Origin of the sequence: Pedobacter sp. D749 (assembly GCF_019317285.1) — a bacterium.
Lineage (GTDB): Bacteria > Bacteroidota > Bacteroidia > Sphingobacteriales > Sphingobacteriaceae > Pedobacter.
On record NZ_CP079218.1, the window covers coordinates 1,772,123 to 1,785,130 of the forward strand.

At 37.7% G+C, this 13,008-nt stretch carries 13 protein-coding genes; 7 read left to right on the top strand and 6 right to left on the bottom strand.

What is annotated here, in order from left to right; all coding sequences use genetic code 11:
- Nucleotides 1-39: 39 nt before the first annotated feature.
- The 4 genes from KYH19_RS07070 to KYH19_RS07085 all read left to right on the top strand — a co-directional run bounded on the left by KYH19_RS07070 (nucleotide 40) and on the right by KYH19_RS07085 (nucleotide 5,527).
- Complete coding sequence (locus KYH19_RS07070; RefSeq protein WP_219078123.1) at nucleotides 40-993, top strand: 3'-5' exonuclease; 954 nt, start codon at nucleotides 40-42, stop codon at nucleotides 991-993.
- A gap of 56 nt (nucleotides 994-1,049) precedes the next feature.
- Nucleotides 1,050-2,909 carry a M1 family metallopeptidase gene (locus KYH19_RS07075; RefSeq protein ID WP_219078124.1) on the top strand — a complete coding sequence of 620 codons (1,860 nt, stop codon included), beginning with the start codon at nucleotides 1,050-1,052 and terminating at the stop codon, nucleotides 2,907-2,909.
- Nucleotides 2,910-2,947: 38 nt separating this feature from the next.
- Nucleotides 2,948-3,772, top strand: a complete 825-nt coding sequence (locus KYH19_RS07080) for an AraC family transcriptional regulator (RefSeq protein ID WP_219078125.1) — start codon at nucleotides 2,948-2,950, stop codon at nucleotides 3,770-3,772.
- A gap of 69 nt (nucleotides 3,773-3,841) precedes the next feature.
- Complete coding sequence (locus KYH19_RS07085; RefSeq protein ID WP_219078126.1) at nucleotides 3,842-5,527, top strand: alpha/beta hydrolase-fold protein; 1,686 nt, start codon at nucleotides 3,842-3,844, stop codon at nucleotides 5,525-5,527.
- On the opposite strand, the gene queG is transcribed toward KYH19_RS07085, so the two are convergent.
- Complete coding sequence (gene queG, locus KYH19_RS07090) at nucleotides 5,524-6,462, bottom strand: tRNA epoxyqueuosine(34) reductase QueG (protein ID WP_193424403.1); 939 nt, start codon at nucleotides 6,460-6,462, stop codon at nucleotides 5,524-5,526. The genes KYH19_RS07085 and queG overlap by 4 nt on opposite strands.
- A 136-nt stretch (nucleotides 6,463-6,598) precedes the next feature.
- On the opposite strand from queG, the gene KYH19_RS07095 reads away from it, so the two are divergent.
- Nucleotides 6,599-6,805, top strand: coding sequence for a hypothetical protein (locus KYH19_RS07095; protein WP_132397318.1), 207 nt, complete (start codon nucleotides 6,599-6,601; stop codon nucleotides 6,803-6,805).
- A gap of 63 nt (nucleotides 6,806-6,868) precedes the next feature.
- Here the strand turns inward: KYH19_RS07095 and KYH19_RS07100 are convergent, their stop codons facing one another.
- Nucleotides 6,869-8,377 (bottom strand): bifunctional GNAT family N-acetyltransferase/carbon-nitrogen hydrolase family protein, encoded by a 1,509-nt coding sequence (locus tag KYH19_RS07100; protein ID WP_219078127.1) that lies wholly within the window; start codon nucleotides 8,375-8,377, stop codon nucleotides 6,869-6,871.
- A gap of 121 nt (nucleotides 8,378-8,498) precedes the next feature.
- Between KYH19_RS07100 and KYH19_RS07105 the strand changes: the two genes are divergently transcribed.
- Nucleotides 8,499-8,882, top strand: coding sequence for a GxxExxY protein (locus KYH19_RS07105; protein ID WP_132397314.1), 384 nt, complete (start codon nucleotides 8,499-8,501; stop codon nucleotides 8,880-8,882).
- Nucleotides 8,883-9,025: 143 nt separating this feature from the next.
- Here the strand turns inward: KYH19_RS07105 and ruvB are convergent, their stop codons facing one another.
- The 3 genes from ruvB to pdxH form a co-directional block, all read right to left on the bottom strand.
- The gene (gene ruvB / locus KYH19_RS07110; RefSeq protein WP_121283333.1) at nucleotides 9,026-10,048 is read right to left on the bottom strand and encodes a Holliday junction branch migration DNA helicase RuvB; all 1,023 of its coding nucleotides are present in this window, start codon (nucleotides 10,046-10,048) and stop codon (nucleotides 9,026-9,028) included.
- A gap of 31 nt (nucleotides 10,049-10,079) precedes the next feature.
- Nucleotides 10,080-10,973: a 3-hydroxyacyl-CoA dehydrogenase family protein gene (locus KYH19_RS07115; RefSeq protein ID WP_219078128.1), complete on the bottom strand. Its 894-nt coding sequence runs from the start codon at nucleotides 10,971-10,973 to the stop codon at nucleotides 10,080-10,082.
- Nucleotides 10,974-11,072: 99 nt separating this feature from the next.
- Nucleotides 11,073-11,723, bottom strand: a complete 651-nt coding sequence (pdxH, locus tag KYH19_RS07120; protein WP_132397310.1) for a pyridoxamine 5'-phosphate oxidase — start codon at nucleotides 11,721-11,723, stop codon at nucleotides 11,073-11,075.
- Nucleotides 11,724-11,769: 46 nt separating this feature from the next.
- Between pdxH and KYH19_RS07125 the strand changes: the two genes are divergently transcribed.
- Entirely contained in the window at nucleotides 11,770-12,333 is a 564-nt protein-coding gene (locus KYH19_RS07125; RefSeq protein ID WP_219078129.1) for a YqgE/AlgH family protein, read from the top strand.
- Between the two features lie 120 nt (nucleotides 12,334-12,453).
- Here KYH19_RS07125 and purE read toward each other — a convergent pair whose 3' ends face one another.
- The gene (gene purE, locus KYH19_RS07130) at nucleotides 12,454-12,954 is read right to left on the bottom strand and encodes a 5-(carboxyamino)imidazole ribonucleotide mutase (RefSeq protein WP_132397306.1); all 501 of its coding nucleotides are present in this window, start codon (nucleotides 12,952-12,954) and stop codon (nucleotides 12,454-12,456) included.
- Nucleotides 12,955-13,008 lie beyond the last annotated feature (54 nt).

Below are 13,008 nucleotides of genomic sequence, written 5' to 3' on the forward strand. Positions count from 1 at the left end.
CGATTCAAATCTAATGTCGCCAATCTCACATCATAAGAAATGAAATTAAATTTAAAGCGCCCTTTAGCATTTTTTGATTTAGAAGCTACTGGAGTTAATGTTGGAGCTGACAGGATCGTTGAAATAGCGATTTTAAAAGCCATGCCAGATGGTTCTGAACTTGTTAAAACCTGGCGCGTAAATCCGGAAATGCCAATCCCTTTGCAAACTTCATTGATACACGGTATTTATGATGAAGATATTGCAAACGAGCCTACCTTTAAAACTTTAGCTGCAGAAATTGCTGAATTTATTGGAGAAAGTGATCTGGCAGGATACAATTCAAACAAATTTGATATCCCTATGCTTTTAGAAGAATTTTTAAGAGCTGAGGTGGATTTTGATATGAACAACCGCAAGTTTGTTGATGTACAGAATATTTTCCACCAAATGGAGCAACGTACCTTAAAAGCAGCTTATAAATTCTATTGTCAGGAAGATTTAATTAATGCGCATGCTGCAGAAGCAGATGTTATAGCAACCTATAAAGTTTTACTTGGACAATTAGAAATGTACAAGGAAACCGAGTTCGAAAGCAAACAGGGCGTAAAAAGTATTCCGGTTGTAAACGACATCGATGCATTACATATCTTCACCAACATTAATAAACCTGTAGATTTTGCTGGCCGGTTGGTTTACAATGATAATAATGAGGTATGTTTTAACTTTGGTAAACACAAAGGTAAAACCACTGCTCAGGTATTTTCTGTAGAGCCTAGCTATTATGCCTGGATGAAGAATGGCGATTTCCCCTTGTATACAAAAAAGAAATTAGACGAGGAGTGGGCAAAGTTCAATGCGAAGAAAAACGAGAACAGGGCAGCACGACCTCAAAATAACACACCTGCCAATAAGCCTCAATTTCAACAGAAACCTCAGCCGAAGCCAGAAAAACCTGCAAAGCCGATCGATACGGATATGTTGGAACAATTGAAGATGAAATTTGGTAAGTAGCAGACTGGATAATTGTTAAACGCCATGCGCATTGCGCCAGGCCCTAAGCTAAAAAAATGAAATCTATAAAAATATTTAGCCTTTTATTGTGTGTAGCATTTTACGCCAGCGCGCAGACTACTTTACCGATAGCACCTGTATTTCAGAAAACCTATCAAAGGGAAACCAGAAATGCGAATGGGAAACCCGGTAAGCATTATTGGCAAAATACTTCAAAGTACGATTTGAATGTAGACTTTAATCCTGGCAGCAGATTATTAAAGGGTAAGGTTCAGGTAACTTACACCAATAACAGTCCTGATACTTTGAAAGAAATCTGGTTTAAACTTTATCCAAATCTGTACAAAAAAGGGACACCAAGAAAATCAAACCTGGCAGAGTCTGATCTTGGTAATGGGGTTGCGATAGAAAAAATGGTTGCGAACGGAAAATCAATCACCGATTTTAAAATTGATGGAACAAATATGACCGTTAACGTTCCTGCAGTTGTGCCAGGCAAAACCATTAGCTTTTCTATCGATTACAGCTATACTTTAAATAAGGGGTCACATGTGCGTACAGGTCAAGTAGATGAGGATTCTCATTTTGTAGCCTACTTTTTTCCGCGGATAGCAGTTTACGATGATGTTGATGGTTGGAATAAATTTCCTTACACAGGCGCAGAAGAATTTTACAATGATTTCGACCAGTTTAATGCTTCAATTACGGTACCGGGAGGTTACGGTGTTTGGGCAACAGGAGATCTGAAAAACCCTTCGGAAGTTTTCCAGAAAGATATTGTTTCGAGAATGTTAGTTGCTGAAAAGAACGATGCTGTAATTGATGTGATTACCGATAAAGATTTAGCCGATAAAAAAGTAACGCAACCTAATGCTTATAACACTTTTAAGTTTGAAGCCAAAAATGTAACCGATTTTGTATTTGCTTTGAGTGATCATTACTTATGGAAATCGAGCAGTTTAGTGGTTGATCCTAAAACGAAAAGAAGAACCCGTGTGGATGCTGTTTTTAACCCAAAACATAAAGATTATTATGAAGTGATTGATTTCGCCCGTAAAACGGTGGAATCGATGAGCTATACTTTTCCGAAATGGCCTTTCCCCTATAATCATGAAACGATATTTGACGGTTTAGACCAGATGGAATATCCAATGATGGTAAATGATAATCCGGTTGATAATCGTACAGATGCCATTACCTTAACCGATCATGAAATTTTCCATACCATGTTTCCATTTTATATGGGTATAAACGAAACCAAGTATGGCTGGATGGACGAGGGCTGGGCTACAATAGGCGAGTGGCTGATATCGCCAATGATTGATGCTACTATTCTTGATGAATATGGCGTACAACCTACCGCGTCCTCATCTGGCGGGAAAGACGATACGCCAATTATGACCCTGACACCTGATTTAAAAGGATCAGGCTCTTTTACCAACTCTTATCCTAAACCTGGGTTAGCTTATTTGTATGTTAAAGATTATCTGGGAGATGAATTGTTTACTAAAGCTTTACACACTTATATTCAAAACTGGAATGGCAAACACCCAATGCCATACGATTTCTTTAACAGCATAAATGAGGGTAGTGGTAAAAATTTAAACTGGTTTTGGAAAGCCTGGTTTTTCGAAGGTGGTGTTACTGATATGGCCGTTAAAGCTGTAGATAAAACTTCAGGTGGATATACAGTAAGCATTGAGAATAAAAGTGTTAAGCCTTTGCCTATTGATTTAACGCTAACTTATGAGGATGGTTCTGTTGAAAAGAAACACAGTACCATCGGCGTTTGGGAAAAAGGCGACAGGTTGGTTAAAATTGAAGTAAAGACTTCCAAAAAATTAGCTAAAGTTGTGATGGGAAATCCACATACGCCTGATAAGGTTAAAAGTGATAATAGCTTTTCTGTAAATTAAAACAGGTACAGTGAATTGATATTTAATGAGCTTGTTTAATGCGTATATTCGAAACTTTTAAGCCAGAAAGTGAACTAATAAGGAAATATGTAAGTTATTATTACCTACACATCACCGATGATCAATATGAGGAAAATGAGTATATCTGTTACCCTCATTATAACAATACCATCTCGTTATACAGCAGTCATCGTTTTAAATACGAACCAGACCATTCCATTTTGGAATTCGATATTGAGTCGGAACCTCTTCAAATTTATACCCCGATCAGAGAACGGCCATTAAAGGTTACGCAAACTGGAGCTGTTTGTAAAATAGCCATTGTTTTTAACCCCTTTGGAATTAATCAATTTTTAAATGGTTCATCATTATTGGCATTCGATCAAAATTTTTCGTTTTTTGAGGAGGAAGAAATTAAGCAGTTATTCGGAACAAATAATATTGAAAAACTTGTTACTTTAATTGATCATTCGCTTATTAAGAGATATACTAAAGTTGAGAACTTATACATCGAAAAAGCAATAGACTTATTTCGCGATAATGTTAATGATATTTCAATTGATTTGATTGCTGAAAATAAACTAGGCATCAGCAGAAAACATTTAAACCGCTTATTTCATAAATATCTTAATATCAGTCCACAGAAATACAGGTCGATTGTGCGTTTTAGAGAATTAATGTCGAATAAGTTAAGTAGTAACAATGATCAGAATCTATCTGATCTTTCTCATCAGGCAAATTATACCGATCAATCTCATTTTATTAAAGCTTGCAAATTGCTCACAGGTGTTGCGCCGGCCAGGTTTTTTAATGATGGAAAGATTATCGGTAAAGAAGATACCTTCTGGAAGTTTAGCAGTTAGCCAAATGTCCCAATTTTACAATTATAGCATTCAATTCTCTCTTAAATTTGAGGATCTAAATCAATGGTAATGAAGAAAATTGTGATCTTGTTTTTATTTTTAAGTATTGTTTTAAAACTAAATGCCCAAACCTATACCAAGTTAACCGATAGTGCATTAAACCTGATGTCGGATGCAAAGGATACTGTAGATTATAGGAAATCTCTAAACTTATACAAAAAGGCATTTATACTATTCCCAAAAGAGGTAAGCGACCAGTCTCTTTATAAAGCATCTGTTTTAGCTTCAGAACTTAAAGATAATAATGATGCAATCGAATATCTAAATCATTTACTGGCGCTCAATAATGATGAAAGAACTACATGGGATTATTTAACTTTTGAATATCCTCAAAATGAATATAAAAATCTTTTTAATGATGGCAGATGGCCGGTCGTATTGGCGAAAGCTCAAAAGATGAAGGCGACTTTTTTTAAAAAGCTGCACGATCGGCAGGACGAATTCCAGGCTGGCCCCTTAAAACAGGATACTTATTTTAAAGCTAAGAATGGCAAACAAGTATATCAGGAGATTAAATCGTTCAATGCCTATCAGGCAAAAAAGGACATTGGTTATTCCATAGAATTTAAAGTGACAGATAGCTTAATTACCTCATATTATGTTAGTTTACCATCACGCTATAATCCTAAAAAAAGCTACCCTGTATTGTTTTTTCTTCATGGAGCGGTAAGTGGTAATAGCCTTTCGAGTTTTCAAAATGCATCCTGGGTTATGGATGGCTGGAACAGATATTATACTAAATATGCTGCTGTAAATGAGGTAATAATGGTTTATCCAAAAGGTTCAAAGAAATTTAACTGGATGAAACCTGATGATGGTTTCTTCATGGTACCAGCAATGCTAAGGGAAATTAAAAAATCTATCAATGTAGATGATGATAAAGTTTTTATCACCGGGCATTCAAATGGAGCAACAGGTTCTTTTTCTTATTTAATGAAGCAACAAAGTCCCTTTGCCGGCTTTTATGGATTTAATACGCAGCCAAGAGTTAGAACCGGAGGTACATTTGTGCGCAATATTTTAAACAGATCGTTTTTTAATGTGTCTACGGATGAAGATTACTACTTTCCACCAGATGCAAATGATTCTTTAAATGTAATAATGAAAAAAATGGGGGCAGATTATCAGGATCACCGATATAACGGGTGGCCTCACTGGTTTCCGCAATTTGATGAATCTGAGCCTGCTTACCAGTTATTATTTAAGGATTTAAAAAGCAGAAGCAGAAATCCATTTCAAAAATCCATTTATTGGGAATGCGATGATGTGAAATATGGTAAAACAGATTGGATCCAGATTACTGCATTGGATACGGCCAATAAACAGGCAAACTGGCACAAAAGAATAAATTTCGATATATATAAAGTGGTTGACTATGATGAATCAAAAGATACAGTTATTACAACCGATACATTATTTAAAGCATTTAACTTTCCAAGAAAATCGGCTGCAGTCAGGGCTACTTTTAGCAATAATGAATTTCATATAGAAACATCACGGGTTAAATCGCTGACCATCTTTCTATCACCAGAAATGATTGATGTAAGTAAACCGGTATCTGTTTTTATAAATGGAATTAAACGGATTGAAAAAATGGCTGTTTATGACAAAAAAATTATACTGGATAATTTTAATAAAACTTACGATCGTAAGGCAGTTTGGATTGATCAGATAGAACTTTTAATATCAAACTAATTTTCTGGTTTCAGAAAATTGATATTTCTTTTTAGTCCGGTAAATTTGGTGCGTTTAACTGCCGAGCCTTTAAAAACCTTTCTAAAAACATCATCTGTAATTTCGGTCAGGTCTTTTGCGTTCAAATCCAGTAAGCCATTCTCAGGCTTAAAGGCTTCTTCATTGTGTGCTTTAGAGAAACGGTTCCATGGGCAAACATCCTGACAGATATCGCAGCCAAACATCCAGTTGCTCATTTTATCTTTAAACTCATTTGGGATCTCATTTTTGAGCTCAATGGTGAGGTAGGAGATGCATTTCGTTCCATCTACAACCTGTGGTGCAATAATGGCATCAGTAGGGCAGGCATCTAAACATCGGGTGCAGCTTCCACAGTAATCGGCCTGGTATGGATGATCGTAACCCAATTCCAGATCAACAATCAATTCAGCAAGGAAGAAAAAAGAACCATCGGTTTTACTGATCAGGTTAGAATTTTTACCAATCCAGCCAATTCCCGATTTTTTTGCCCAGGCACGGTCTAAAACCGGGGCAGAATCAACAAATGCTCTTCCAGAAACTTCTCCAATATTTTCTTCTATAAAATAAGTCAGTTCTTTTAATTTTTCTTTGATTACGGTGTGGTAATCCTGTCCGTAAGCATACTTAGAAATTTTTGGCGCATTGGGATCAGATTGTTTTTCTTCGGTATAATAATTTAGCGACAAGGAAATTACAGATTTAGCGCCATCAACCAGTAATCTGGGATCGAGGCGTTTATCGAAATAATTTTCCATGTATTTCATTTCTCCATGACGGTTCTGGTTGAGCCAGTTTTCGAGTCTGGGTGCTTCCTCTTCAAGAAATTCAGCTTTGGAAATACCACAGGCCATAAAACCCAAACGCAGGGCTTCATCTTTGATCAATTGGCTATATTTCGCATAATTGTTATACACCGGTCTGCAAAGATAAGGCTTAGGAATTAAAACATTTTCATTAATCACTTGTTCTAATCATAGAAACTAAATTAATTAATTATGGTTCGTCCTGATCTGGATTTCAGCTATAAGGAAGGGCTTTTAAAGATAAGACATGGAAAACATCGATCCACAACATACGGAATCAGGAGCAGCTCCTAAACCGATTGAAAAAGATTACGAAAGTCATAAAGAAGATCCGGGACCGGCAAAACCAGCGGTTACCGAGAAAGATGAAAACGGCGCAGGACAAGCCCTGAAATGGGTATTGCCCATAGCGGTTATCATTGGACTAATTATCTGGTTTGTGATGAGAAAATAATTAGCTTTAGATTAAAAATGAAATGCCGGTACATTAATTTGACCGGCATTTTTTATATTGTAATTATTTTAAAAGTTTAACCTGGTAAAGATCTTTCCGCCTGTCTTTTAGCACTTTTACCGTTCCGTAATGATGTAGTTCATCTAACAAATGTAAGTCAACGTCTACTACCAGCACCATTTCGGTATTTGGCGTTGCCTCTGCTTTAATCGCGTTGGTTGGAAAGGCGAAATCGGACGGAGTAAACACTGCTGATTGAGCAAACTGAATATCCATATTATTCACCTTCGGTAAATTACCTACACAACCTGCAATGGCAACGTAACATTCGTTTTCTATTGCCCTTGCCTGCGCGCAGTGGCGAACACGGGTATAACCGTTCTGTGTATCGGTTAAAAATGGTACAAATAAAATCTGCATGCCCTGCTCGGCATAAATGCGGCTTAATTCAGGGAATTCTACATCATAACAAATCAAAATGCCTACTTTACCACAATCAGTATCAAAAACCTGCACCTTATCGCCACCAATCATGCCGTAATATTTTTGCTCATTTGGTGTGATGTGGATTTTTCTATACTCATCTATTTTGCCAGTACGGTGACAAAGGTAAGTAGCATTATATAGTTTACCATCCTCAATAAGCGGCATACTCCCGGTAATGATGTTTGTATTGTAGCTCAATGAATATTCATGCATTTTTTGTACAATCTCTTTCGTTTTTTCGGCAAGCTTGCGCATCGCCTCAATTTCTGGTAAGTGATTGTATGGTTGCAGCAGGGGCGTATTAAACAGCTCGGGGAACATCACAAAATCTGATTTGTAACCGCTCAAAGCATCAACAAAAAATTCTACCTGTTCGTAAAATGCTTCCATATTTGGGAACAAACGCATTTCCCATTGTACTAAACCTAATCGAATGGTCATCGCCGAACGAGCCGAGGCATCAATACCCTGGTAATAAATATTATTCCACTCAATTAAGGTGGCATATTCTTTTGATTCTTTATCCCCTGGTAGATAATTCTTTAATACTTTTCTGACGTGAAAATCATTCGAAATCTGAAAAGTTAATGTAGGATCGTAGATCTCTTTTGCCTTTACCTTATCTATATATTGTCTCGGGCTTAACTTCTCTGCATACTCATGGTAACCAGGAATTCTTCCGCCGGCAATAATGCTTTTGAGGTTAAGGCTTTCACAGAGTTCTTTCCTGGCTTCGTATAATCTTCTGCCTAAACGCAGGCCCCGGTAATCGGGGTGAACGAAAATTTCGATGCCGTACAGGGTATCGCCATTTGGATCGTGTGTTGTAAAAGAATAATCACCTGTGATTAATTTATAGGTGTGCCGATCGCCATATTCGTCGTATTCTACTATAATAGCCAATGAACAGGCCACAACTGTATCATCAACTGCGATACAGAGCTGTCCTTCAGGGAAAATATTTAAAAGTTTCGCAATACTCGATTTCGGCCAGATGGAACCACCCATACTGTCGTAGGCTTGTAGCATTGATTCTTTAAGATCTTCGTAATCTTCGAGCGTTAGTTTACGTAATTCAATATTCATAATGTTTGATTTGTAGCTATTGAACACAAAAGCTGCGTTAATGTTTTCTTGAAAATGTTAATAGGTTGTGAGGTTGTATTTTTGAGTATTCTTTTCTGGAATAAATTATTAAATTTAAGTAATGACGGAAAATGAAGTATCATATATCATTCGAGGAAGTATTTTTAGAGTTTATAATACGCTTGGACCGGGCTTACTCGAATCTGCTTATGAAGCCGCCTTAAAATATGAAATAGAAAAGGCAGGGTTATTTGTGCAAAGACAGGTTTCATTGCCCATGCACTATGAGGAAATTACCGTTGATGTTGGATATAGATTAGATCTTTTAGTAGAAAAAAAGGTGGTCGTTGAATTAAAATCAGTGGAGTTTATTATGAATGTTCATCATAAACAATTGCTTACTTATTTAAAGTTATCGGGTTATAAATTGGGATTATTAGTCAATTTTAATACTGATAATATTGCTGATAGTATTTTCAGAAAAGCTTATCGTTTAGATCTTTAACAACCTTGTGGCACTTTTCACACAGATTTAGCAGATCAAGCCCGCAGATTTAAAATGATTTTTTTTGATCTGTAGGCTACGTGCGCTATCTGTGATGATCTGTGTTTTTTATCATTTGGATCTGCGGGAAACAGTATATAGCATTAAAACAACTTCCCGGTTTGGCCTGGATAATTTTTCTTTAAGTGCTTGTAAGCCGCTTCGGTAACCTCTCTACCGCGTGAAGTACGCATGATATATCCTTCCTGGATTAAAAACGGTTCATAAACTTCCTCAATAGTACCTTCATCTTCTCCAACAGCCGTCGCAATGGTTTTTAAACCTACCGGACCACCCTTAAATTTGTCGATAATGGTAACCAGAATCCTGTTATCCATCTCATCTAAGCCATGTTCATCCACATTTAGTGCATTTAAGGCATAGCGGGCTATTTCGGTATCGATATTTCCATTTCCCTTAATCTGCGCAAAATCTCTTGTTCTTCGTAAAAGTGCATTTGCTATACGGGGCGTGCCACGGCTACGGCGGGCAATTTCATAGGCACCTTCGTCACTTATAGGTGTTTTTAATATATCAGAAGAGCGTAGCACAATTGTAGTGAGTAACTTAGCATCGTAGTAAGCCAAACGGGCATTAATTCCGAAACGGGCTCTTAAAGGCGCAGTTAGCAGGCCCGAACGCGTAGTGGCGCCAACCAACGTAAAAGGATTAAGCGATATCTGTACCGAACGGGCATTCGGACCAGTTTCGAGCATAATATCAATTTTAAAATCTTCCATGGCAGAATACAGGTATTCTTCCACAAGCGGAGATAAACGATGGATCTCATCAATAAAAAGGATATCGCCTTCATCAAGGCCAGTTAATAAACCAGCGAGGTCGCCAGGTTTATCCAATACCGGACCAGAGGTTACTTTGATACCGGTAGCCATTTCATTGGCAATGATATGAGAAAGAGTGGTTTTGCCTAATCCGGGAGGACCATGCAAAAGAACATGATCTAAAGCCTCGCCACGGAGTTTCGCCGCCTGAACAAAAATCTTCAGGTTTTCCATCACTTTTTCCTGCCCCGTAAAATCTTCAAAAGCCTGTGGCCTCAAAACCCTTTCAATATCGCGATCGGTAGGGGTAAGGTTGCTTGCTTCAGGATCCAGGTTCTCATTCATACGGCAAATATAAAATTAAATGCTAAAAAAATTAGGATTTTTTAAATTTATCAGAAATGACTAGTTCTTTTGATCCCGCGATATATTGATAAAAGCCTTCGCCGCTTTTGGCTCCTTTTTTACCTGCGGCAACCATATTTACCAGTAAAGGGCATGGAGCGTATTTTGGATTACCAAAACCATCGTTCAATACTTTTAAAATAGCCAAACAGACGTCCAAACCGATGAAATCGGCCAATTGCAATGGACCCATTGGATGAGCCATCCCTAATTTCATTACGGTATCAATCTCATACACACCAGCTACGCCTTCGTACAGGGTGTAAATGGCCTCATTAATCATGGGCATTAAAATGCGGTTAGCCACAAAACCCGGATAATCATTTACCTCAACAGGAATCTTTCCCAAACTTTGCGATAACGACATAATGGTACTGGTTGTTTCATCACTGGTGGCATAACCTCTTATTACTTCTAATAACTTCATTACCGGAACAGGGTTCATAAAGTGCATTCCGATTACCTGATCACCTCTTCCAGTTACGGCAGCAATTTGTGTAATGGAAATAGAGGAAGTATTGGAAGCGAGAATAGCATGTGCGGGCGCATACTCATCTAAATCCTTAAAAATTTTCAATTTTAAGTCTACATTTTCGGTAGCGGCTTCTACAATTAAATCAGAACTTTGAACACCATCCTTAATTGATGTGGAGGTAGAGATGTTATTCAGAGTGACCGCTTTCTGATCTTCTGTTAAGGTTCCTTTGGCAACCTGCCTGTCTAAATTTTTGGTAATGGTTTGTATAGCCTTATCCAATGCAGTTTGATTGATATCAATCAGATTGACTTTATAATTGAACTGTGCAAAGGTATGAGCAATGCCATTTCCCATTGTACCGGACCCTATAACTGCGATTTGTTTCATCCTTTATGAGATTAGAAAAAAGAGAATTTACGAGTAAACGATTAGTTGAAATAAAGATCTTGCTGTAAAGCCGATCTATTTTGATTTTTATAAACAACCTTATGGTGCTAACCTGGTTTTAGTCCAGATTCCATTAGCCTTTTCGAAATTTATCCTATCGTGTAACCTGCTTCTTCTTCCTTGCCAAAACTCTATTCTTGTCGGTTTTACAATATAACCTCCCCAGTGTGCCGGTTTCGCAATGCTTTTATCGGAACTTTTAGCTTTAAGCTCTTCAACTTTTTCTTCCAAAAATGTCCTGTCCGGAATAATCTGGCTTTGTGGTGAAACTACCGCTCCAATCTGACTGGCAATCGGTCTGGTGTTGAAATAGGCTTCCGATGTTTCTTTATCCAATTTTTCTACTGTTCCTTCAATTCTCACCTGTCTTTCAAGCTCCGGCCAGAAAAACACCAAAGCTGCATAAGGATTGCGTTTTAGTTCTTTTCCTTTGGCACTCAGGTAATTGGTAAAAAACCTGAAACCGTCTCCATCAACCCCTTTTAACAGCACAATACGGGCATCTGGCCGGCCAGCTTTATCAGCCGTAGCTAAAGTCATTACATTAGGCTCATATATCTGGGCATCAACTGCGTGTTGAAACCATTTTTGAAACTGGACAATCGGATCTTGGTCAACGTCAGATTCGTCCAGCGAAGCGCTTTTGTAATCTTGGCGCAGGTTTTGTAGAAATTCATTTGTAACTTGCATTTAACAAAAATAGGCATCTTTTACGGTGTAACAAATGATTATCATCATGCTGAACAATATAAAACCAAAAACTGGCCGCTTGCTCATCTCAGAACCATTTATGGCCGATCCGAATTTTAAAAGATCCGTTGTGTTGTTAACCGAACATGGTGATGATGGAACAGTAGGTTACATTCTTAACCAGGTAGGGAATCTGATGTTGAACGACGTAATTCAGGACTTATGGGATGCAAAAAATTACATTTATTTCGGCGGACCTGTTGCTGCAGATACTTTGCATTTTATTCATAGGTGTTACGATAAATTACAGAGTGGGGAGCCAATTGGGAATGGATTGTATTGGGGAGGTAATTTTGAAACCCTTAAAATCCTGTTAAATACCAATGCCATAAGCCAGGAGGAGGTGAAGTTTTTTATGGGGTATTCAGGTTGGGATCATGGACAACTTGATCGTGAAATAGAGCAGAATGCCTGGATGGTGAGCGACACCTTTAACCCTTATCTCATTTTTAGTAATGATGATGAAAAACTTTGGCGGGATGTAATTGTAAACCTAGGCCCGAAATATGCACACATTAGTAATTTTCCGGTAGATCCTAGTTTGAATTAGTTTGGAGGGTTAGGCGGAGCGTCATTCCCAACTTGATTGGGAATCGTAATGCAATAAGCTTTAAGATTCCCGCCTGCGCGGGAATGACGCCTCTTTTTAAGAATTTGTCTTAGTACTTTATTACATTGTTTCTGCGCTTTCTTCAACTTTTCTTCTCAACTCATCTTTATAAGCCTGCATTTTAACTGTTAAAGATTCATCAGCAGTTGCTAAGATTTGAGTAGCTAATAAACCTGCATTTTTAGCAGCATTTAAGGCAACTGTGGCAACCGGAATACCATTCGGCATTTGTAAAATCGATAAAATACTGTCCCAGCCATCAATAGAGTTTGATGATTTAACCGGAACACCGATTACGGGTAAAGTAGTGATAGAAGCCACCATCCCAGGTAGGTGAGCAGCACCGCCAGCTCCTGCAATAATCACTTTTAAACCACGGCCTTGTGCTTCTTTAGCGTAATTAAACATGCGTTCTGGTGTTCTGTGCGCAGAAACAACCGTAATTTCATAGTTTATTCCAAATTCTTTTAATACATCAGCAGCATCTTGCATTACAGGTAAATCTGATTTGCTACCCATTATAATGCCTACTAATGCCGAATTTGAATTTCCTTGACTCATATCTATTTCTTTTTTAACTTCTTTTAAAATTTTGTATTTCCACCTCGCTATTAG